The following is a 23,334-nucleotide window of genomic DNA, read 5'->3' on the forward strand; positions in this document are numbered from 1 at the left end:
AGCTCACCCGGCACAACCCGCCCGTCCTTAGGAATCAGCCGGCGGCTTTCCCTCCGGTAAACCTCAGCTTCTGAAAGGGTACCGGTCTCGATGTCGGAGGTTAGGGTATGGAGGTCATTTAGCATAAAATTAAAATGTTAAGGTTTCTTTATATATAGCCACAGCGCAGTTATGTGTCAACGCGGTGATCCCTTTTAATCATTTACTGAGCATAACATAACGAAAATTATGATTGAAAAAAGTATAAATATAAATAATATTAGTTGCTAAGAGTATTTTTAATGTTGGTCGCATTTTGCATAACGCCTAACATTTTTTTCAATCAATGTCATTCCATATCACACCGTTATCATAGAAAGCATCAAAGGTCTCAAGGAGTAATATTATGGATAAAGCAAACACACCGATTGTTAAACGGTCGCTATTTTCATGGGTATTTGCGGATAATATTAAACTCCAGATACTGCTGGTCTTTATTATCATATTTACGGTTTTTGCCCGGGTTCTTCCGCTGGAAATGCAGAAAAGAATAGTCAATGAGGCGATTAAATTAAGAAAAATCGACCTGCTGCTGTTGTATTGCGGTGTGTATCTGGCCGCCGTAGTTGCTGCCAGCGGACTCAAATACCTCATCAACATTATCCAGACCCTCATCAGTCAGAGGGCTACGGCCGGAATGCGAAAAGAATTGTACCACCATATTCTGACACTTCCCTTAACCTTTTTCCGAAGGACTCAACCGGGAACGGTTGTCAATGCGCTTGTCTCCGAACTGGCTATACCCGGAAATTTTGTGGGCATGGCCGTTGCAGTTCCCTTAACCAACGTTTTGACACTGCTTGCTTTTGCCGCTTATCTTTTCTGGCTGAACTCATTTTTAGCCGCTGTTTCACTCTCCATCTATCCGCTGGTCCTTTTTTTGGTACCCCTGCTCCAGAAGCGTGTAAACAGGCTTAACAGAAAAAGGGTGGACACTTCACGCGAACTGTCAAGCCGGATCGCAGAATCGATCACCGGCATCCATGAAATTCAGGGCAACGGTGCCTACGGCATCGAGACTCGCAGATTCAACGGTTTAGTAGATAAATTATATAAAATCAGGCTGGTATGGCAACTCTACAGATTCGGCATCAAAACAGCCAACAATTTCTTTACCAGCCTGGGGCCATTTTTAGTATTTATTCTGGGCGGTTATCTGGCCATAAAAGGCCGCCTGGAACTGGGCGCACTGGTTGCGTTTTTATCTGCTCAGGAAAAGCTGTATAATCCCTGGAAAGAATTGATAGAATTTTATCAGGTTTATCAAGACGGCTCCGTAAGCTACAAACGTACCATGCAATATTTCGATACTATATCCGAGTACGCCCTTGAGCCCGTGGGACGTGAGCCTTATGAGTTAGACGGCAGTCTTGAGATTAAACACGTTTCGTACGTTACAGATGACGGTATCAAATTATTAGATGATATCAACCTCTCATTAAATCCCGGGGAACATTTGGCGCTGGTTGGCTTTTCCGGCAGCGGCAAAAGCACCCTGGCCCTGTGCATCGGCCAGCTCTATAATTATACCGAAGGAAACCTTCTCCTGGGCTCAAAGGAAGTCTCCGAGCTTTCCAAAAAGGACCTGGTTTACAATCTGGGCTTTGTTTCTCAATCGCCTTTCATTTTCGATGGTACCCTAAAAGACAATCTACTCTATTCCTGTCTGGCTAAAATTAACGGGGCCGGGACCGACGAAAAAGACGCCCTGCCGACGCTTGACGATATGATCGAGGTTCTCCAGCAGGCCGGTATCTTTGTGGATGTTCTGCGATTCGGCCTGAATACGGTTCTCATGCACGACCAACACGGAGACCTCATCGCCATGATTATTCGTATGCGTGACAATTTTCAGCGCGATTTCGGAGCAGAGCTGGCGGATTATGTGGAATTTTTTAACGAAGACAAATACCTTTACCACTCCAGTGTTGTTGAGAATCTGACTTTCGGTGCCCCCAACCTCGAGTCGTTCGCCGACCATAATCTCCCTGAAAATAAGTATTTTTTAGATTTCTTAAAAGAGGCTGATCTTACGAGACCGCTTTTAGGATTAGGGGCCGAATTGTCCAAACAAACGGTTGATATTTTGGGGAATCTTCCGCCTGATGAAATATTTTTCGAACAGAGCCCCATTGCCCCTGATGAATTGAATGCGTATAAGGAACTGGTGGAACGCCTGAAAAAAAACAAACTGCATCAACTTTCAGACGATGACCGCAAAAAGCTTTTGAAACAGGCCCTGCGTTTCACACCGGGCAAACATAAGATGGTCGGCCTGCCACCGATGCTTGAACAGCTTATCTTAGAAGGACGCGCTCTGTTCAAAGAGAATATTTCCATTGACTATCCGGACGCCGTTTCTTTTTATGATATATCGCATTACATATTTTCTGAAACCATCTTGAACAATATCTTTTTCGGAAAAACAAAAACCACTAACCCCCAGATCCAGGAAAAGATTAATCAGAGTATTATTCAGCTTCTTATTGCAGAGGATCTGCTGGAGACAATTGTTGAAATCGGCATGCACTTTCAGGTCGGTACCAGGGGGGGCAAACTTTCCGGAGGGCAGCGTCAGAAACTGGCTATAGCACGGGCTTTTCTCAAATCACCTAAGATAATGATTATGGATGAAGCAACTTCAGCGCTCGATAACAAGTCCCAGGCACGCATACAAAATCTGCTGGACTTGCGTTGGAAGGGCAGAAACACATTGATTGCTGTCGTTCACCGCCTTGATATTATAAAAAACTTTGACAAGATTGCGGTAATGAAAGCCGGACAAATCGCGGAAATGGGAACCTACGACGAACTAATTGACAGGAAAGGAATGTTACATGAACTCGTACACGGAAAAAAATGAAGCGTGTCAATCTTGTGAGTTCGACGATAATCTCAGGATCTTGCGGGAAACCCGCTTTTTTTCAGGACTTTCCCTCGAAGCGCTTAAGGTCTTGGCATATTTATGTACCCGAGAAACGTTTAAACAGGATGATTATCTTTTCTCTCAGGACGATGACGACGGCCGGGCGTTTTATTTTGTTTCCGGCAAAGCAAAGCTCGTACACCGCCATGATTCCGGCGAAATGGATATTCGCAATTTTGAAAAAGGAGATTTTCTGGGAGGCCTGGCCCTTATGGGACCCTTGCATCGACTGTTCTCCCTCAAAGCTTTAACGGACACGACCTGTATTATTTTGACCCGCGACAAATTTACCAAGGTCATGGAACAGTTTCCTGAGCAAATGCCCAAAGTTTTAAAATCCCTGATTGAAAGCTTATGGATCTGGGAAAAACACTTTTTATCTGACCCCGATAAATGTTGCGAAACTTGCCTGTACAAAATCGGTGTCAGTCTGGTATGATGTTGAAGCTCAACTTTAATGAATTCGAAAAGTGAAAAGGTCGCAACCCGCCATGGCGGAAGACAAAATATCATTCAAGCTCAAAAATAATTTGTCCGAATTGGACACGCTGCTCCAAAACCTGGAGAATTTCTGTGTTCAGCTTGGGCTGTCCAAAAGATGTAAATGTGAAATCGATCTTGTCTCCGAGGAACTCTTCACCAATATCATATCTCACGGATATACGGACGATACCGAACATTGGATCGAGATAACGATTTCATTTGAGCATGGAACCCTTATCATGCGTATCGAGGATGACGGGACTCCTTTTAATCCTCTGGAGGAGGTCGAAAGCCCTGATCTTGACAGTCCTCTCGAGGAGCGCTGTGTCGGCGGTCTCGGTGTTCACCTTGCAAAGCATTTTACCAAAGATGTTGTTTATGAAAGGCGTGGAAACAAAAACATTTTGACCCTTAAAAAGGTTATATCAGAGACCTAACCATGTTAATGTGAGCCTTCCCTTATGGAGGATAATAAATGGAAATTGTAGAAAAAGAACAGAACGGGATTTACATTTTCAAGCTCAACGGTCGCCTTGATTCTAATACTGCACCGGAGTTAGAAGGAAAGATCTTTGAAGCCATCGAAAACGGAGCGATAAATATGATTGTGGATTGTGAGGATCTTGATTATATATCGAGCGCAGGTTTACGCGTAATCCTGAAGGCAACCAAGGCTCTTAAACGCGCTGAAGGTATGATGATACTTTGTGCCATGCAGGATTATGTGAAGGAGGTCTTTGAGATCGCAGGATTTGATTCGTTTCTTCCCATTGCTGCGGGAATGGATGATGCTTTAAAAAAGTTTTAACCATTATTTGAGGCCGATAAGGTCGCGTTTCCCCAGATCCCTCAAAAACTGAGTCACAGCAACTTCAGCTTCCTTGCGGTGCAGATTGTGTTCACCGGCAAACCCCTGGATCACACGCTGTACCGAACGCCTGCCGTCTATTCGGTCCCAAACCGCAGTCCCCAGAGGATCTAACTGAAGTTTCTTCGTCAGAATTCTTTCAGACGGTCCTCCCGGAGTCCGGACAAGTCTGGCGAACCACGGCTTTATTTTAACCGGATAGGTCAAAAGTACTTCCCCATTATCCAGGCGTGCTTCATCCACTTGGGCACTTTTTATCGGCACGGATTTAAGGGCTTCTGCCCGTGTTAATTCCCGGCCCTTGCTCTTTTTTTTAAAGAATCTCATAAGTGTCGCAGATCCTGTCAAAAAAAGGGGCATCCAGCGGCTCTTTACCTTCTGCTTTAACCCCCAGGATGCGGTTTTTTTCTTCCAGGTGCCATACTCGAAGCCTCTTAAAGGGATGCTTGCCCTGCATGCGATTAAATAGACGCAGCCATCCGGAAATAGATGGAGATACTTCCCATTCCACAGCCTTTCCGTCCGCCTCGATCACGAATTGCGGGTTATCTCGCAGAGAAGATGCCATATTTTTGGAAAACTCGACAAGATCCCGGTTGCGGAGAAGAATAGCGGCCGGACTCCACCTAAAGAGGGTAACTTTTTTATGCTTTGATTTAAATACAAGCTCAAACTGACCGGGTTCCAGGCGATATCTTATCATCTTCAGTTTATCAGGAACAACGGCTCTGATGTCAAAGATAGACCAAACCGTCTGATCATCCTGTCCGTGATCCTGAAAGGACTCCAGGACAGACAAGTAAATATTTTTTGATTTGCCGGAGTCCCTGTAATAAAACTGAAGCAGGGTGGCGTTTTTACATAGGGGGCAATAGAGAATCACCCCTAAGCCGCCCAGAGATTTTCCATGCCATGAAAAGCCGGCAACCTCGAAGCTTTCAAGTGCCTTTTGCCAGCCGGAAGGAAGCGAGCATTCTCTGACGGTCTTTCCGGGCAATTTTCCGTGGAGGGCGGTGAGGCGACGCAGGTGGGTTTTGTGGGAAAAGGTTCCCCGGACTCGGCCCCATTTGACCTCCAGAACCGGTTGGGACTCTTCTTCGAGCAGCAGGTAACAAGTCCCTATCTTTGCAACTTCCCAGCTAACCGGGGCCTGAAATTTAATTCCGTTCCAAGCGACTTCCTTCCGGGGCATCTTGTCAACATACTCCATAGAACCTTTGCAGGCGTTCACATGTTCTGGGTTCTGCGTTCTGGGTTAACTCTGAACCCTGAACCCCTGAACCCTGAACCTCTGAACCCCTGAACCCTGAATCCTGAACCTCTGAACTCTGAACCTCTCAACCCTGAACCCATGAGCCCTGAACCTCTGAACCTCTGAACCCCTGAACGGTTACCAACTTTTATATGATCATACTAGCGGGGAATAAACCGGTCCCAGTCAACTGCATCTGTTTTATCCTTTTTTTGATGCCCTTCTGCGCGCATCGTTTGGAATTCGGGGCGCTCTTTTTTAAAGCATAAACGTTCCTTTTCCATCAGGTTCTTCATGGTAAGCTTAACGGCATTACCTATTTTTTCCTCAGCATCCATGGTGTTGTGCTGGAGAGTCATACTAATCCGGTTGTTTTGTTTGTCGACAAAGGACCATTTCCATGCAATGACCACATGAAAAGGATCCCCCCGCCATTCGTCAGGCTCCCCAAACCGGGTTTTGAAATGTTTCAGGAGTTGTTCGAAAAACTTTTTGGTTGAATCGGCATATTTTAGCTTGATCCTCACGATTTGACCCGGTCCGGCACAAACACCATAACCGATGAGACCGCTCTTAAAACCTTTCATCTTCTTGATTTCCACCTCTTGAATATACTCCATATAACGGATTGACAAAGCGGTCTCCATTTTTAAGGTTTCATCGTATTCGGTAATATTGCTGCCCTTGGATATCAATATGCCAAGTGTCCCAATGATTTCAGGATGAGAGCAAATCCCATGGCAAACATTCCGGTCAGTCCCATACCGCAGGAAAAACCGGCCAGCAGAACCGGAGCGTATTGGCGCCACATGGCACCATAACGTTTTAAAAAGAAAAAGCGTCCCAGAAGCGCCCCAACCACCTCCAGTATCAGGCCGTGAGGGGTGCTCTGGCCAAGTCCCCGAACGACGCCATAGATCAAAAGTATTGGAAGGCCGAAGAGGCTCAAAAGAGCATAAATAACAAGGCCGAAACTCAGACCGGACAGGACATAACTCCCTTTTAAGGCTTGATAAAAGAGAGAATTTCCCTCCAGAGTGGAGGTCTGCATCAGCAGCGTATTCAGCGCCTGAAGATGCCACAATTCCTGGGCGTAAGGATAGCTGCTGGAGGGTATGGGGGCCAGGCGCCAGATAAACTGAGAAAAGAGTAAACTCGACACCATCACCACCGGAAAGACCACGATTTCGGCTTTAATGATTCCACGGATGCTGGTTCCGGTCAACTCAATCTGACGAAAATTGACGGTGGCTTCACCGTAATTGTGAATCGGAATGGGCGCATACCAGATCTCGATCCCATGATAACCGAAGTATTTTGCGCCGGCGATGAAGCTGGCTTCACGGACAAATGGGAGGCTGACAAACTGGCCGGCGATGCCCTCCATGCGGGCGGTTATGTATGATATCACCGGTGTGTAAATAAAACCGTAACCGAGAAAAAATATCCACGGAAAGTTGGGTACCAACCAGACACAAAGGCCCACATAAGCCAGGGTTGAAAAAACATAAATCCCGATGGAGATCCAGAAATTGAAATCTCCCCGGCCGGGTGGAGGGTGAAACAGATCCTTCAGACTCCCCCGACGGCCGGCAGCGTTTTTTCCGAAAGAACGCAACACGGACCAGATGCCGAAACCGGCAATCGCCAGTCCAAGACCGATGCCGAAACTCATATAAAAATCAAAGTTGTTGGCAAAAACCGTTTCCACGGTCCCCATCCCCAGATGCCAGCGGTGCAGGATCCCCTGCTGGTAGAGAATAGGGTTGGCCACCACCGTAATAATCAGTCCCACGAGCCCCCCGATCACGGCCCAGAAGGGCAGAACCATTCCTATAAAGATCAGACCGATATCGAGTTGAATACCGGTGGCCACAGCCGGAAGCATACCCTCGGTGTGCCGGGTCAATTCGACCCATGGGATCGGGATCAGCCTTATCGGCTCGGCCAAAAAGAGGCCTGAAACGGTCGGTAAAAGTACATAGATTCCACCAAAGGCAAGCCCGATAACACCGCCGATGGAAAAAATGCGCCATTTCCAGCTTTTCTTTTTTTCTTCGGTGGATTCAGCCAATGCCATGGTCCCTAAGGCCCCCACAGGGGCCATGGGGAAGGGGAGCTTCTCTACATCGGAAGTGATGCGGTAGAGCGCATAGCCCAGGCCAAAATGGTCAATGCGCTGGATGACCTGTGCACCGACCAGCAAAAGTATGGGAATCATCCAGTCACGATGAAAAAAGGTCCTTTCTACCAGGGACATGGACTCCGGCGCAGGCGCCACCCATGCAGGGATGAACTCGGTCAACCCCAACATGCGGGCGGCATCGGACTGCACGAGATACTGGTTCCACAAAAGCCCCTGAAACGGTGAAGCCAGAGCCGCCCCTGCCATATAATACAGCAGGAAAATTTCCTGCTGCTTGAGTTCGGTGTAAGATCGCTTGGCAATTTCGGCAAAAAGGATTATCGTGACCCAGCGTGCCGCCGGACCGATCCCGGTACCGATGACCAACTGGAGATACATGCTGCCCGGCATCATGAGAAAGCCGATGAATACCGCCCCCACGATAGACTTCCAGTCAAACCCTTCTTCGAAATGATCAGGAACCTTTAAGAGGTCCCTGTATTCTTTGAGTTCTTTGTCATCGTACATGATATTTGTATTTCAACTTTGGAAGATCTGTAGGCGTTCACAGGTTCAGCGGTCCCCGTTCTGCGTTCAGGGTTCTGCGTTCAGGGTTCTGTGTTCTGCGTTCTGGGTTCTGCGTTCTAAGTTAACCCTGAACCTTTGCACCTCTGAACCTCTGAACCCCGAACAGACTGAGCATCGAACATCGAACATCCAACGTTGAACATCGAATAATGATGTCGCTACGCTCTGCAATTTAATTTCACTCGTTTTTTTTATTCATCATTCGATGTTGGACGTTCGATGTTCATCTTTTTCAGTAAACCTTCCACAGTCCATCCGGGGCAAAAAACATTGCACTTATGACCCCCGAACCTCTGAACCTCTGAACCCCTGAACCTGTGAACGGTTACTAAGATCTTATGTAGGCAACACCTGATAACTTGCATCCAAAAACAGTCCCACAAGAGCCCAAGCGCCCCCCATCAGAAAATCCCCGATTACCAGCCCGACAAAAAAGTTACGGAATTTTTTAAAAAGAAGCACGCCCCCGTATCGCATACAAAGCGCGTTACACAGCCATCCCATAAAGAAGCTGAACCAGAGAATCCGCATGGCCGAACTATAAGCTGTCAGATAACCGATAGGATGAAGGGGCCACCAATAAATGCGATGATAACAAATAGCCAAAATCAGCATAACAAACGCCCCGGCAACAGCAAAGATCTGCACCCAGCGGCCGGCTTCTACCGGCGATTCGATCAGGGTGTAAATTTTACTATAAACCGCTACAGTGGTACGGGTTGCCCAATCAACCTGCAATTCCCGCAGGCCGAATTTGTAATAAAGCGCCAACGTGGCCAGAAAAGAGACTACCACACCCGCAATCAGCGTAATGATGATACCGCCTATTACTATCCTCCTGTTGGTTATATTCTCTGTAACTTTACGGGCATGAAGCAGCGACGGCATGAGGGATTCCCTCAGGTCCACAAATAGAACCTTTTGGACCACCCCGGCAATAAGAAGTCCGATATTTGTGAAAAATCCGGGCCCGAAAATAAAAAGAAGACCGTCAATGGGTGCCGCCGTCAGGGTAAAGTAGGCGATGCCGCCCTGGCAAATGACGCGGGTAGCCACGAGCATGACCATGAAACAGGCGCCGATAAGTAAAAAAGAGACCACAAAGGGCATACCATAGTAACGGCACCACAGCATGATTGCCAGCGATCCTGCCACAAAACCCCAGAAAGACCCGGTGGTAGAAAACCATTCCTCGCCTGAATCGGCTCCTTTTCTAAAGGCCAAGGCATTACGCAACACATTTTTAATATGATGGCGGGCCAACCAGAGGAGAAAAAGAAAGAAAACCCCATAAGCACCGATCATCTGGGTCTCTTCGGGCCGGGATAAAGTGGGACCGAATGTAACGCCCAGGGTGGCGGCCGGGATGTTATAGCCCAAAATGCTCAACAAACCGGTCAGCAGCCCCCCTATAATGAAAAAGAGCCAGAACGAAAAGGAGATCTGTTTGGTAGTAAGAAATGCGAAACCGATAAAGGCCGGATAGATAAAAATTTTGAGCTTGTGGAAACCGGAAAACAGGCCGTATTTGGGGAAATAAGGGCCGGCAAGAATCAGCGTGGGTATCTGGGGAACCGCCGGAAAATAGAAATGCAGACCGTTTACCAGATGGAGTCCTACCGGAATCAAAAGACCGGCCAGCAGAAATCGATTGGTAAAAAAACGGCCCACCTCGTTTTTATCCAGGGCCTCTTCCAGCATCTGGGGCACACGCAGCAGCGGGAAATGCATCCTTTCATTTTCAAGCGCCTGTTTGCTCAAAAGGTTTATCAGGCAGATCATCACAAAATAACAAAGGAGAATAAATCCACCCCAAATAAGAAGGGGCTGAAGCCAGGCATTCCAGGGGATCTGTTGAAGCACCTCCCACCATCCCATCCTTCGTCCCCCCGCCAGACCGTTGTAAAGGCCTTCGATGGCGCCGGGGCTTTGAGGATACAAACTCTTGGGCAGCAGAGGCAATAGAACCTCTCCCCATCGATTCTCCACGCTGGCAAAGTGAAAAGGAGCCGTCAGATTGATAAATAATGTACGAACCAGGCCGGTGTATGCGATGCCTGAAACGATAACCATTTGAATCCAGGCCATCAGGAGTTCTTTGCCCGAAAGCAAGGTCCGGCCTTTTAACACCTTTCCGATTACAGCCAATACAACCGTCAGCCATACAAGAATAAAAAAAGGCGCCAGAGGGAAATGTCCCCCTCCAAGCGGTGTTGCACCCCTATAAGCATTGTTAAATGGAGTAATGACGCTGATTGCTACAGAGAGAATCAGGCCCAGAACAACGGCCCGCAGTCGAATTTGGTGGCCGGTCTTGTTTGAATCAGCACCCTTGTAAAGTTTTTCGGCAGTGTGATTGGGAGTCTCTTCCATCATATCGTAGCTTTCTTGTCGCGCGTAAACTCTGAAACCTTTTCAACTGGAGCCAAACTTTTATCATAGCGGTCCAGAGCTGATTCGTCCAGGGAACGCCATGCCAGAAGCTGCCTTCGCAGGTCATGGAGAAAAGTCTTGTTAATTCGCAGCCAGGCATTGGCCTCCCCGGCCTTTCTCACCATCTTCAGCTTAAGTTCCAGAAATCCGGGATTTTCCGCTGAAGGAACGAACGCTATTTCCACCTGCTGCATGATGCCAAAATCAAAAGGGGCCAGCCACATATCCATGCGAAAATTGAGGCACACCTTTTCGCAATGATCCCTCTCGGTACAATCCGGCTGTATTTGGCCGGCTCTGTCAAGCATGGGGCACTGTTGCGGATATTCTATTTCCCCGATAGAAAAAAGGCCATGGGATACGTCCAGGTGTTCCTTAAAATATGCCATAAGGTAACCCCCAATGCCCCGAAGTTCCCTTAATTTCATCAAAAAAGGCAGGGTGGCTTTAAGCATGTTATCCCGGGGTTCAGGCAGAGTCCAAGATTTTTTGACGTCGGGGATAGCGATCTTGGCCGCCACCTTTGACGGGTATATTACCGAGACCAGTACCACCAGAATCACCAGCAACATAGCTCCTATCCCTGTCAAAGAGGAATAATTGACCGTAATCCCGGCCCAGAGAGAAGTTCCTCCAAAAAGGCTGGCGGTACTCTGTGCCAACAAATAGCCTAAGACGACGCTTAACACCGCCAAGGCCATGGCCTCGGCAATAAAAAGAAAGGAAACGTGAGACGGGGCCAGCCCCACCGAAGTATAGATTCCGATTTCACGCTTCCTTTCATAAACACTCCCGATCATGGTGTTCAAGACGATGAAAACGGAGATTATCAAGGGAATCAGGATATTGGGAACGCCGCTGTAACTTATGGTGTCACTGGCATGGTACAGAAACGTGCCGTCCGGCTCACCGCTGAAAAGGGTGAGGCCGAAGCGATCCACCAGATTCATGGCCGTAACCCGTGTGGGCGTCCCGGATTCGGGATGGACGGCCACGCTTTTGAGGTGGCCGCCGGCGGCCAGAAGTGTAATGTGAGGCATTATCACGGTAAGGTCGCCGGGAATATGCTGATACCGGCTTTGGAATGTCATGATGTCTTCACCCGATTCCATAGCTTCCATCTCAACCTCTGTTATATCCGTTAAGACTTCGCTGGGAAAAATCGCCGGGGTAAGGGGCTCGCCGTCCAAATCATAGCGCTTCTGAAGTTTTTCGCCGGAAAAGATTCCCACGACTTCAAAAGGAACACCCCATAAAGTGACCATACTTCCTTGGGGCTGTTTGAAATCGATGCCCAGGCCCCGGGCCATCCGTTGCGGTAAAAGAATCGCATAGCGTTCCTTTTCCTGAAACCATCGTCCGCCCACCAGAATCCGGTCAATACCGGTGACGCTTACTTCTTCATGAGAAAGACCCAAAACTCCGCGCGCCTCATATAAGCGATCTTTGTATCGCAACGGCACCTGGGTTGCACGCGTTTTGTCATCAGTTTCCAGCCAGACCCGCGGCACCACCCTGCTCTTTTTTTCAAAAGCATTCACCAAGATATCGAGGGCCTCGGGCGGCAGGTCCTTCCAGTTAAAATTCTTTAATAAAAAACCCTGGTAAGGTGAGCTGCGACTGTACAAAAGACGCGAATGGTGTCGCAGGGACTTAACCGAGGTGAAACTCATAATGGTAAAGGTAAGTATTATCAAAGTTATACAGGTAAGCACGGTCCGTATCGGCCGCCGCCGGAGATTGCTCACTCCCAGAAAAAAGGCTGCTGTAAAGGCTTTCCAGCGGCTGATCTCAGGAGCCCTCATCTGTCTGGCCCGCTGCTGGAGGAGAGCCATCTCCTCTTCAAACCGTAAAAAGATGATAAGGGTAACGATCAGTGAAAGGGCCATAATAAAAAAGGCCAGAATCACGACGATGGGGGAATAAGCCAGATCAAAAGCGGGATGAACACGATATATTACAACGATAAGAAGTATCAGTATGGCACAAAATGCGACGATTCTTTTGTGAATATCGGCATAAGAAAAAACAAAACGTTCCGCGCAGAAAGCAAAGGGGACGAACAGAGCGATATAAAACAGGACGCCGAAAAGAACATCCTTTTGAGTCTTTTCCACCTGGTTGTATGCACGGCTGGCCAGCGCCCAGGATTTTGAGGCTTCTTCGAAATAGCGGTCATAAGATTTTGACTCAAGGGCCAGTTCGGCCTGTTGCAACGCGGCCGTCCCCTTCTGCTGCAGCTCACGAATTTTCTCATTAAATATCCCGTGTTTTTCAAGATTAGCAATTCTGGGTCCTAAAAGCGTCCACATATCCCGGGCCACTTTAAACTCTGTATGATATAACCAGGGCCATTCATCCACCATATATCCGACCCCTTCCGGGTTGGTTTCGGTGGCATTTAGAAGTACCATTTTTTTTCGCAGAATCGTATCGGAAAGGGTCAGTTTAAGACGTGTCCCCGGTTCTAAACAGATGGAACTTATGATGGAAGAACGGGTATCCATTCTGCTGTACCAGTAACGCAAAGGCTGCGTCTCCCGTCGGCCGTCGATGAGCCTGATTCTGGTCATGTACCGAAAGCTACGCGGTTCAAGGAGGTTAAAAATCGTGGTCTGCTTGCAGGCAAACATAACCAGATCCGTCTCCATTGATTTCCGTCGGATTTTGAGACGATAAGCAGGCTTGCCGGTCTGTTTTTTATCGATGGCCCAAAACACAGATCCGGTAACCGGATCGAACTTGTATCCTTCGATAATGACCTTGTCCAAAACAAATTTTTTAGTGGCCACGCCTTTTAAGCGAAAGGTTCCCAGGGTATCGACCATGTCATAGTAAAGACCTTTTCCCTGGTAGGCGAGAATAACCGTTCCGGAAGCGGGTTGATCGGCAAAGAGTTCTCCCTGGCGGAGCAGTTTGGCTCGTCCGGTTACGGTGGCAAAGCCGTTTCCTGGTAAACTTTTGCCGTGTAACCGTGGCGCTTGCGCCAACGATTCAACCAGACCGCTCACCAGAACGCTCTGCTTAAAAGCATACTCAAAATTCACTTTTGCGGGAATGTCATAGGGCGTGCCCCAGTTAAAGCGTGCATCATGACCGGTTACCAGGCTCAAACCCAGATAACCTGCCAGGGCGCTCACCTCACCGCCCAGCGGAGGGCGATCGAGAAAATAGCTCTGCCAGGGAGCGCGCCGGCTGGGCCGCAGGGTATCCTGAAACAGGGGATCAAATCCCATCGATTTTTCGATTTTCGATGCTGCCTGACGCAGCACCTCATCAATCATACCGTAGGCGGCAACCCGGTTGATATTCGGCTTTAAGGGGTAGAGCCAGCCCTGGTTGAAGGCACCGAACCCGTCGCCGCGGCTGGAAAGATGGAGCGATAACACCGCCGCAAGCCTCTTGGACTTGACAAGCTTGCGAAACTTTAAGGCACTCTTGAGGTTTTTCAGCTGTTTTCCCGAATCGGTAAGAACGGCGGCATGATCTTTTTTGGCCAGCGGAATCAAGCGATTCAATAGCAGACGTTCATCCTTTGCAAGGTCTTTGAAGGTCGTCCGCCGGTCAAAACGCCGCAGCAAAAGTCTCTGCCCGGCCAATTCCTTAATAACGGCGCTATTGGAGGCTCCCTTCTGTTGCAGCCGAAAATGCATGAGGCGACGAGAGATGCTGTCATCTTCTGTTTTGATACGATCCTGCAAAGCATCTTTCAATACCCTGTCCGGGATCTCGGATGCCGAATCGGATGCCGATGCACTTTCAAGCGCACCGAGCAATGATCGGCTTCTTTCTACAGCAGCCTTTAATTTTTTTTTTATTTTTTCCAGTTCCTTGGATTTTGTTCTCAGGCTCCAGATCAGTTCGCGCATACCGGCCAGCGTCTGGGCATGACCGCCTGTAGCCACCAGAAGAACGGACCTGGCAGGGGGATTTCTTTTAAGGGTGCGGGCCAGTTCCAGAAGGGTGGCCACGCTAATAGCCTCGTCGGCACCGGGTGACCGGCCGAAAACCATAGCTGTACTGTCGTAGAAGGCTTCGACGATTACCAATTCTTCTGAGAGTCGGGGGTCGATCCCGGGAATCAAGTAATAGATATTTTCGCTTAAGGTCGCTTCCCACTTGATTTCGGAAAAAAGTGCTATCTTAGCTGCCACCCGGCCCTCTTCTGCGGTTTCAAAGGCGCCGAAAAGGTCTCGAGCCCGATCTTTAGCGATATGGAAACGAGGAAACTGTACCGGAGAAAGCTCGGTTTTCTCTTCAAAAAACCACCTTGACAGGTTGCCGCGATCGACATAGATCAAAGCCTTGGCACCGAGTGCGGCCGCATTGAGCCAGTTCTTTCCGGAGTCTAACTCCATCAGAACAACGGCACCGGCAATTGCTTTGCCGTTAAAGTTACTCCGCTCACCCGAACCGACATAGACAAGAGGACCTTTGATGCCCTGCGGGGATATGGTCTCGGGAGAAATAGCGTTACTTCTCATGGGACTTATGGAAACGCCCTTTTTGCGTTCCGACAGAAAAAGCGTGCTGCGCCGATGCATGCGCACAGGGACTGAAAAGCTATGTGACCCCACCTGGCCGTATCCCAGCCGGGAGAACATCATTTTTATGTATTGGCCGGCCTCTCTGTGCCCCCGGGAACCTGTACTTCTGTCTCCCGCATTTGCCAGGGTTTTAATGATTTTTGCAAACTCATCAGACGGCGGCTTTTGGATTGCGGCCATAACCGGGGAACTTATCACAAGGGCGCACAAAAATACCAGGACAAGCCCATGTCGCCTCAGAAAAATAGGCTCAGCATTCCACGGGGCGCGCGCCGGAATTGGACAAAAGGAAGCGTTTTTCAAGAGTCTCAACTTTCTCCCTCTTTTTCTCGAACACCAATCTGCCCTATGGAAATGGAGAGTTCTTCACGATCTTCGATTTTATCTATTTGTCCGTCGCGAATCCAGACCACCTGGTCCGAAACGTTCAACATCTTGATATCATGCGTAGCGGATATAACCGTAACGTTTCTCTCTTTGCTCAGACGCTTCAAAAGATTGATGATTTCCTCCCCGGTGTTCAGGTCGAGATTCCCCGTAGGTTCATCTGCCAGGATAATTGCCGGGTCATTGGCAAGGGCACGGGCCACAGCCACACGCTGCTGCTGACCTCCGGAAAGCTCAAAAGGCTTGTGGCGAAACCGGTCACCCAGTCCCACCTGGTTTAGCAGCTCCATCCCCTTTTCTACAGCCTGGTCGTTGTTCATCCCTGCGAAGATCATAGGCAGGGTTACATTCTCCAGGGCGGTCATGACCTGGATGATGTTAAAGGTCTGGAATATATAGCCGATCTTACGGCAACGCAGCCAGGCCAATTCATAAGCATCCAGCTGGGCGATATCGACCTCGTCGATAAAAACTTTGCCCTCTGTGGGCTTGTCCAGTCCGCCGATCATGTTGAAGAGCGTACTTTTCCCCGAACCGGAGGGCCCCATAATGGAAATGTATTTGCCGGCCGCTACCTCAAGATCCACCCCTTTCAATGCCTGGACCTCAACCTTGCCTAATAGGAACGTTTTGGTCACTTTGGAAACACGAACAATATTACTTGATTTTTCCATATCTTCAGATCTCGTAAATAATGATAGATGATGCTGTGATTATTTGGACAAAACGCTCAATCTCTAACCAAAAAGTTGGGTTCAAAGGTTCAACGTTCAAAGGTTCAGAGGTCGGTCGCCTCGTTGTATTACCCCTATGGAACCCAGAAATCAGTGATCAGTAATCAGTTGTCAGTTATCAGTAACCAATTATCAGTAATTAGTGAACGCTGAACCCTGAACGCTGAACCCTGAACCCTGAACCCAGAACCCAGAACCCTGAACCCCTGAACCTATTGCTCAACTCGCATCGCCTCCATCGGCTGCATTCTGGCAGCCACAATTGCAGGATACAGAACCCCCAGCAAACTCAACAGGCATCCGACACCGGCGGCTAAAAAGACGGATTCGACCACATCCGGCCATGAGAGAAATACCATGGAGACGGTACCGAAGTTGATCAGCGCATTGATCAGCGCAAAAAGGCCGCCGGTCAGGGCCCCGACCCCGGCCCCGGCCAGTCCTTGTATACCGGCCTCCAGCAGAAAAAGTCTCAGAATAAACCGGTCCAGGGCGCCCAGGCATTTCATTGTTCCGATTTCCCGGAAACGTTCGGTTACCGCCATGAGCTGGGCGTTGACGATTCCCACAACACAAACCAGCAGAGACAGGATTACAATCCATTTTTGTTTGGGGCTATTCTCCACCCTTAGGTCCTCAGGCCCTATGTCATAACCGGACCGAATCAACTTCTGACGCAATGAGAAATCATCCGTGGCCAGCAGACCATTGGCCACATCGGTGCTCACATTGACAAAACTCAGAAAGGAAACGGCCAAAGCAAGGCTCAGGACCGTAAGCATGGAGCGGAAAAAACGGGCTCTGATGCTTTTAAGAGCGATTTCCAGCGATTTTTTGAAAGGGGGGACCACCAGTCGATCCACGCGACCCGATCCCTTCATTTCTGCAAAAAAACTACTGTTTTTCATAGATTACTAATCTTTTCTGCCTCAAATTCATTACTTTTTGAGACCTTTGAAAAATTTTATGATTCCACCCATGCTTCAAGCCATTTGGCCGTATTTATAGCTCCGTTCAAATCGATATCGACCCGGGGCTGCGGGTCTGGGGACAGAGCTCGGCCGATTATAGCGGCTAGACGAGAAGGGTGAAGGTCCCCTTCGTTCAATATTTTCAGTACTCCCAGGCGTGACAGTCTCTCTGCACGAAAACCCTGTTCCCGATCCTGAGAAGAAGGCCAAACCAGAGCAGGAATCCGTGTGGCCAGGATGTTCATGCAGGTGTTATACCCGGCCATGCTGACAGAAAGATCGGCAGCTTTAAGATATGCTAAAAAATCATTCGTAAAGCGCTGAACCCTGACCCCTTTATGGGCAAGTTCTTGCAAATGATTGAACTCTGCCTCACTCATGAATGGGCCGGTAAAAATATGAAGATGATGGGAATTTTCTAAATCTATTTGCCGCCATGCACTTACCAGAGGTTCCAAAAGCGTTGCGCCGACTTTTCCTCCGCCCGCACTTGCCACTACAAGAAATTCATCCTGGCCGATGCCAAGCAGACCTCGAAGCCTTTCTCTGGCATCCGGTGCCGGTTTAGGAGCCACAAAACCTGTATAGACCACGGGAATTAAAATATCATCAACACGGGAAAAAGTTTCGTCTATCCGAACCAAGTCAGGATCGGCATGCACCAGCAGGGCGTCAAAATAGCTGTTGAGTATGTCAATAACACGCTTTTCAAAGGCCTCGGGGTCCTTTTTTTTCACCAGTATATCTCTAAGACTGCAAACCACGCGAGTTGACCCAAGGGACTTGCTGCGAATCGCTTTTAATATCGGGTCAAGTTCATATTGAAAAAACTTGCGGCCAAAGGGATATAATTCCACTATAAAAAAATCAGGAGCCTCTTTATTAAAAAGATCATAAAGGCGTTTTTTTCGTTCCCTTTTTACCTGATCAAAGGATTTGCTTTTTTCTGTGGTGGAAAGATTCGTATAATTGCGGTCGGTCATAATTCCGGGCAGCCGGACTTCCCGGACATGGTCGGGCAGAGATGCGTTGATTTGTGGGCCGCCGGTAACCAGGAGGACATCGTGCCCGGCTAAAGCCCGGCAGATTTCAAGGCTTCTGAAAAAATGGCCCACTCCCCAGATATACTGGCAGTAGTGAATAATCTTCATTTAACTCAACTTCAGTGCATTTATTTCATTAATCCGGAGTCCCTCATTATCTTGGATCAACCAGTGAAGATGTTGTGACTTGAGGATAGGAGGCTCCGATTTAAGAAATTGTCGGTCCAACAAACGGTAAATAAGACATCTGATCACCCCTTCATGGATAACCGTCAGAATCGTCTCTCCCGGCCATTTTGCAGCCGCCTCTTTCAGCGCCCTTTGGCTCCTTTCCCATACCATGTAGCGATTTTCTCCACCGGGAGGGCAAAATTCCCACCCTTCAGATACTTGTTTTGGCAAAACAAGTGGAATTTCCTGCTCAATTTGCGTCAGGGTTTTGCCGGTCCACTGCCCCCAGTTTTGTTCTCGAAGGAGGGGATCGGGTGCCAAGGGAATCTGAAGTGAGATATTGATCAGGGTTGCCGTTTTTAGCGCACGGCCAACATCGCTTGCAATAATCCGGTCCCATTGCTGAGTCTTTAAAAGCCGTCCCCATTCTTTGGCCTGATGTGCGCCACGGGCGGTTAGCGGTGTGTCGTTTTGGCCTTGAACCCTTTTTTGCTGATTCCATTCTGTTTGGGCGTGGCGCATAAGACCAAATTTTGTAATTTTATTATTTCCGGTCATCATTCTAACTTTAGGGATCCGTTAGAAAGAACAGACGTATGCCTCAATTGTTTCCTAACAAACGATTGCCGATCGTACAGCAAAACCTGTTTTTTTTGTGAAAAAAGCCTCTGTTCTTTCTTTACGAACCCTTATACGCGAGTTCACACGGTTTAAAAAAAGATTTTCCATGGAGCGACCATAAGAGAAAACTCCCCGAACCCTGAACTATCTTACTGCTGCGATTTCACTGAGAACGTTTTCAATTTTACGATAATTTCTGTTCAGATCATGCGCATGCCTGACGTAAAGCCTGGCCGCACTACCCATCTTTTGCCTGAGATCATTTTTTAACAAAAGACTCTCAATAGCCCGTTCGAACTGCGCAAGATCGTAAGGAGGTACAAGTATTCCTGTCTCCCCGTCCTTGACTACCTCAGGAACGCCTCCATTTGCAAAGGCAACTACAGGAAGGCCACAAGATTGGGCTTCCAAAAAAACCATTCCAAGTGACTCCCTTATGCCCGGGAAAGCAAATATATCGCCGGCGCTGTAAAAACGGTACATTTCGTTACGGGATATCTTCCCAACGAAACGCACTTTATGGGGAAGATGTTTAGCGGCCAGCCTTTGAAGGTACTTCTTCTCGAGGCCGTCACCTGCTATCACAAGCTGAAAGCGCCGTCCCCGTCGACTCAACTCGCCGCAGGCACGAATCAACAGACTCAACCCTTTTGTTTTAACCCCCGGCCTGAACATAGCTGCTGACAAGATTAGCGGTTCATCCCCTGCATTCCACGCCATACGAAGCTCAGACCGTGCTTTTGCATCATAACTAAAATCCTTGGGATAAATACCGGGGGCCACATAGGTAATACGATGTAAGGGTATTAAGCGTTTTAGGTTGAGAAAATCAACTCTTTTGTTAGTGAATACATGCCTGGCCTTACAGAGTACCTTCTTGTTCAAAAAATATCCGGGCCAGGTTTTCCAATCTCTTTTCCTTTTGGTGGAGTAAACCCCCTGAAAGACAACATAAGGCAGGTTGGCTCGCTGGCTGACCCAAGAACCCAGAAGGTCCGGAGCTTTGTAATAGGTAAGATAGGTAAGCCACAAATGGGGCCGAACCCGGCTTATCTGCCTTAATACCCGCAGCCGTTCCCGCAGGACCAGCGGCCAAAGCCAGGGCTTCCCGTAAATCCATCGTAACCGGAGCGAACTTACCGCCCATATATGATTCTGCCTTAAAAGATATTCGAATAAACCGGTAGCGATTACAAGATCTCCGGATGGATGAGGATGGTTCAGTGGTTTAAAGGGCGCGTAGAAGCAGATTTTCATGGTTAGATTGATTTCTTAATTCCTCAACTTTTGAAGATCCCTGAAGCAAGCTGCAGGGAATGTTCTGCCGTGCGGCAGTGCTTCGCAGCGACTGTAAGGAATTCGGTCTATTTTTTGATTCGCTCGCTAACCCCGCAACAAGCTGCGGGGATTGCGCTCGCTGTGCAGTTCAATTTCCCGCCGGTGTATGTTGGCCAGATCGAGAGTCAGGGCTTTATTATCAAATTTTGTTTCCACAAGCTTTCTTGCTGCTGTAATTACGCGCTCTCTTAGATCCCCGTCGGTCAAAAGCCGTGCCATGGCCCGCGCCATTTTATCCGGTTGGCTCGCGGGAACCAACAGGCCGGTTTTGCCGTTCTCAACCAGTTCGGGGATGGCCGAAATATTTGTTGCGACCACAGGAACCCCAATGGCCATACTCTCCAATAAAACGTTGGGAATGCCGTCTCGGTCTCCATTCGGAGCCACTTCACATCCCAGTACAAACAGATCTGCCTGGCGGTAATGCTTTAAGACCACATGGTGGGGCTGGGTTCCCAGCCAACGGGTGACATCATTCAGGCCCAGCGTCCCTATCAGTGCAAGAATCTGATTACGCTCCTCCCCGTCGCCGATAAATGTGTGCTGTATGCGAATCCCCATGTCTATTAAATGTCGAAGCGCTCTGTAAACGGTGGGTAATCCTTTCTTGGAAGTCATACGGGCTATGGTAAGGATTCTGTATGGCTTAGAAGGTTTTCTGTCTTGTCTATCCCCGGAGAACAGGTCTGTATCTATCCCGTGGTATACGTGGTGGATCGGAGTGGCACATCCGGAAGAAATATCCATAAGATAATGTTTGTTATATGCGGTACAGGTTACCACAAAACGTGCCCGCACAATTTTTTCCCTGATCTGTCTTGGGTCCGATGTATAAATGTCTTTGGCATGCGCGGTAAAACTGTAAGGAAGCCCGCTCAACTGGCTGGCGAACATAGCCACGGAAGTAGGAGAATGGGCAAAATGAGCATGCAGATGCGTAACGCCACTGCCGGGAAGAAGATGATGGACCAGATACCCTGCCTGCAACAAATGCTTTATGGTCGCTGATCTGCGAGTGCGCACAAAGCGTTTCAGAGCCGTTCGCAGTGCCAGGCTATAGTGGTCGGGCCTTTTGCCGGCCAGCATGATATTATGATACAGAAACCATGGAAGGGGGACTAGTAGGGTCTCGGGCAGGTAGTCAACAGCCGCTCTGATTTCCTTTACGCTTTGATGCGAGAAACGCTCTCGCGGCCGGCGCATGGAAAAAAGATGGATGGAAAATCCGAGTCTTTCCAAAAGGAGTATCTCATTGGATATAAAAGTTTCGGAAATGCGAGGATAGCCTTTTAAAATCATTCCTAAAACGGGCTTTACGGATCTGTTCAAAATTTGTCGCTCCTCGTCCTGTAATCCTGTCCAAACTATTTTTCATTTCTGAAAGTCCTGAGGCGCTGGCGCATGATATCGATTCCCGTCAGCTTAAAACGTGATATGGCTTTTTGATAGGTTTCGGGGTGCTCCAGTAGTGCAAAGATCTTCTCACGCATGATCCGGGGCGAACAGGATTGCCCCGGGATGTAATCGGCAAGTTTTTGGTCGTAAAGAATCCGGGCGCGGATAAGTTGTTCCTTGCGGGGAGTCTCCCGGGGAATAATCAGAGAAATGGTTCCCGGACTGAGGATTTCACAAACCGTGTTGTATCCTCCCATGCTCACAACAAGATCAGCAGCTGCCTGTATTTTCTCCATCCATCTATAGAATCGATACGTTCGGACGCCCAGACGTCTGCTGCGGGTAAATATTTCTGCTCTCTTTTTCCTTGGCATGAACGGCCCGGTAATCAGAACACTCTTGAAGGGTGGTGGGCCGGATTCCTTTTCAAGCATGGAAAGGAAAGTATCCATCAAAAAATATCCGTCTCCCCCCCCTCCGGTGGTGACGACAACCAGCTTTTCTCCTTTTTTTAGACCGTGCTCCTTTCTAACCTGTAGTATGGCTTTCTTGTCCGGAACTTTTCGAGGAATATATCCGGTAAAATATATTTTATTTTGCACCGATTCCGGGATAGCATATTCTTGAATCGGATCATAGAATTCACGAATTCCGTAAATCCATACCTCACTGTAAAGATTGTCCAGGGCCTCATACACCCCTTTTTTGATCCAGTCTTTACGAACCGTCTCCGCATCGTCCATGATGTCTCTCAATCCCAGAATGGTTCGGGTTTCGGGAAGGCTTTGCCGTAACCACTGGAGAATGGGTAAAACCTCTTTTTTCAGGCCCAGCGGCTCCTTGTCGACAATGAAAAGATCGGGTTGAAAGGCTTTGGCGGTGGCAGTAATAATATTCTGCCGGATATTGAGCGCGTGTTTGGGATCGATTTTGATGGAAAGAGAAACATATTCCTCATTGGTCTTCTTGATCATTCCGGGAATACGGACAAAATCGATTTGCTCCGGAAAGGAGAAACGTCCTACAATGGGAGAACCTGTCAATATCAGAATATTTGTTTGTGGATTGCGCAAACGGGAAGCTATGGCCATAGTCCTGCGGATGTGCCCGAGACCATAGGTGTCATGGGAATACATCAGTATGTTATAAGTCGATTTTTTGCTCACACGCCCTTCTAGTAAAGAATCCTGGCTCAGAGGACCAGGCTTTGGTTTCACCCCCATAAGGGTGCACCTATCTCAAATAGAGCAAATTAAATTCTAAATAACAAATATCAAATATCAAACAAATAACAATGACCAAAAGGGGAAATCCCAAATAACAAAATACAAATAACAAATAAATTCCAATGACCGAAAAAACAAATAACAAACAAAAGAATAAAAAAAATAGTTTTAGCCCTTGTTTGGAATT

At 48.2% G+C, this 23,334-nt stretch carries 17 protein-coding genes; 4 read left to right on the plus strand and 13 right to left on the minus strand.

Translation table 11 applies throughout. The annotated features are described in order from the left end of the window. The first annotated feature begins 385 nt into the window (after positions 1-385). Genes V3S16_RS08845 through V3S16_RS08860 form a run of 4 tightly spaced genes read left to right on the plus strand, consistent with a single transcriptional unit; the run spans position 386 to position 4,256 of the window. Entirely contained in the window at positions 386-2,902 is a 2,517-nt protein-coding gene (locus V3S16_RS08845; RefSeq protein ID WP_413884318.1) for an ABC transporter ATP-binding protein/permease, read from the plus strand. Next, positions 2,877-3,404, plus strand: a complete 528-nt coding sequence (locus V3S16_RS08850) for a Crp/Fnr family transcriptional regulator (protein WP_413884319.1) — start codon at positions 2,877-2,879, stop codon at positions 3,402-3,404. Before V3S16_RS08845 ends, V3S16_RS08850 begins: the two co-directional genes overlap by 26 nt. A 52-nt stretch (positions 3,405-3,456) precedes the next feature. Then, on the plus strand, positions 3,457-3,885 hold the full coding sequence (locus tag V3S16_RS08855; RefSeq protein WP_413884320.1) for an ATP-binding protein: 429 nt from the start codon (positions 3,457-3,459) through the stop codon (positions 3,883-3,885). Between the two features lie 38 nt (positions 3,886-3,923). Further along, a complete protein-coding gene (locus V3S16_RS08860; RefSeq protein ID WP_413884321.1) occupies positions 3,924-4,256 on the plus strand; it encodes an STAS domain-containing protein in 333 nt (110 codons plus the stop codon). Positions 4,257-4,259: 3 nt separating this feature from the next. On the opposite strand, the gene V3S16_RS08865 is transcribed toward V3S16_RS08860, so the two are convergent. From V3S16_RS08865 to V3S16_RS08925, 13 genes are all read right to left on the minus strand, one after another. Next, a complete protein-coding gene (locus V3S16_RS08865) occupies positions 4,260-4,643 on the minus strand; it encodes a PqqD family protein (RefSeq protein WP_413884322.1) in 384 nt (127 codons plus the stop codon). Further along, a complete protein-coding gene (locus V3S16_RS08870) occupies positions 4,630-5,526 on the minus strand; it encodes a hypothetical protein (RefSeq protein WP_413884323.1) in 897 nt (298 codons plus the stop codon). Before V3S16_RS08870 ends, V3S16_RS08865 begins: the two co-directional genes overlap by 14 nt. Before the next feature lie 203 nt (positions 5,527-5,729). Beyond that, on the minus strand, positions 5,730-6,263 hold the full coding sequence (locus V3S16_RS08875) for a hypothetical protein (RefSeq protein WP_413884324.1): 534 nt from the start codon (positions 6,261-6,263) through the stop codon (positions 5,730-5,732). After that, entirely contained in the window at positions 6,260-8,221 is a 1,962-nt protein-coding gene (locus tag V3S16_RS08880) for a peptide transporter (protein ID WP_413884325.1), read from the minus strand. The genes V3S16_RS08875 and V3S16_RS08880 overlap by 4 nt, the downstream gene beginning before the upstream one ends. Positions 8,222-8,617: 396 nt before the next feature. Continuing rightward, the gene (locus V3S16_RS08885; protein WP_413884326.1) at positions 8,618-10,657 is read right to left on the minus strand and encodes a DUF6785 family protein; all 2,040 of its coding nucleotides are present in this window, start codon (positions 10,655-10,657) and stop codon (positions 8,618-8,620) included. Continuing rightward, positions 10,654-15,441 (minus strand): FtsX-like permease family protein, encoded by a 4,788-nt coding sequence (locus V3S16_RS08890; RefSeq protein ID WP_413884327.1) that lies wholly within the window; start codon positions 15,439-15,441, stop codon positions 10,654-10,656. The genes V3S16_RS08885 and V3S16_RS08890 overlap by 4 nt, the downstream gene beginning before the upstream one ends. A gap of 128 nt (positions 15,442-15,569) precedes the next feature. Then, on the minus strand, positions 15,570-16,322 hold the full coding sequence (locus V3S16_RS08895; protein ID WP_413884328.1) for an ABC transporter ATP-binding protein: 753 nt from the start codon (positions 16,320-16,322) through the stop codon (positions 15,570-15,572). A 272-nt stretch (positions 16,323-16,594) separates the two neighbouring features. After that, entirely contained in the window at positions 16,595-17,290 is a 696-nt protein-coding gene (locus V3S16_RS08900) for an ABC transporter permease (RefSeq protein ID WP_413884329.1), read from the minus strand. Positions 17,291-17,346: 56 nt separating this feature from the next. Further along, positions 17,347-18,504: a glycosyltransferase family protein gene (locus V3S16_RS08905; RefSeq protein WP_413884330.1), complete on the minus strand. Its 1,158-nt coding sequence runs from the start codon at positions 18,502-18,504 to the stop codon at positions 17,347-17,349. Then, a complete protein-coding gene (locus V3S16_RS08910; RefSeq protein ID WP_413884331.1) occupies positions 18,505-19,128 on the minus strand; it encodes a histidine phosphatase family protein in 624 nt (207 codons plus the stop codon). Positions 19,129-19,332: 204 nt separating this feature from the next. Then, positions 19,333-20,445, minus strand: a complete 1,113-nt coding sequence (locus tag V3S16_RS08915) for a glycosyltransferase family 4 protein (protein WP_413884332.1) — start codon at positions 20,443-20,445, stop codon at positions 19,333-19,335. Positions 20,446-20,571: 126 nt separating this feature from the next. Next, complete coding sequence (locus tag V3S16_RS08920) at positions 20,572-21,855, minus strand: glycosyltransferase family 4 protein (RefSeq protein ID WP_413884333.1); 1,284 nt, start codon at positions 21,853-21,855, stop codon at positions 20,572-20,574. 35 nt (positions 21,856-21,890) lie between these two features. Next, complete coding sequence (locus tag V3S16_RS08925) at positions 21,891-23,087, minus strand: glycosyltransferase family protein (RefSeq protein ID WP_413884334.1); 1,197 nt, start codon at positions 23,085-23,087, stop codon at positions 21,891-21,893. Positions 23,088-23,334 lie beyond the last annotated feature (247 nt).

It is taken from the genome of Candidatus Desulfatibia sp., assembly GCF_036446775.1.
Lineage (GTDB): Bacteria > Desulfobacterota > Desulfobacteria > Desulfobacterales > UBA11574 > Desulfatibia_A.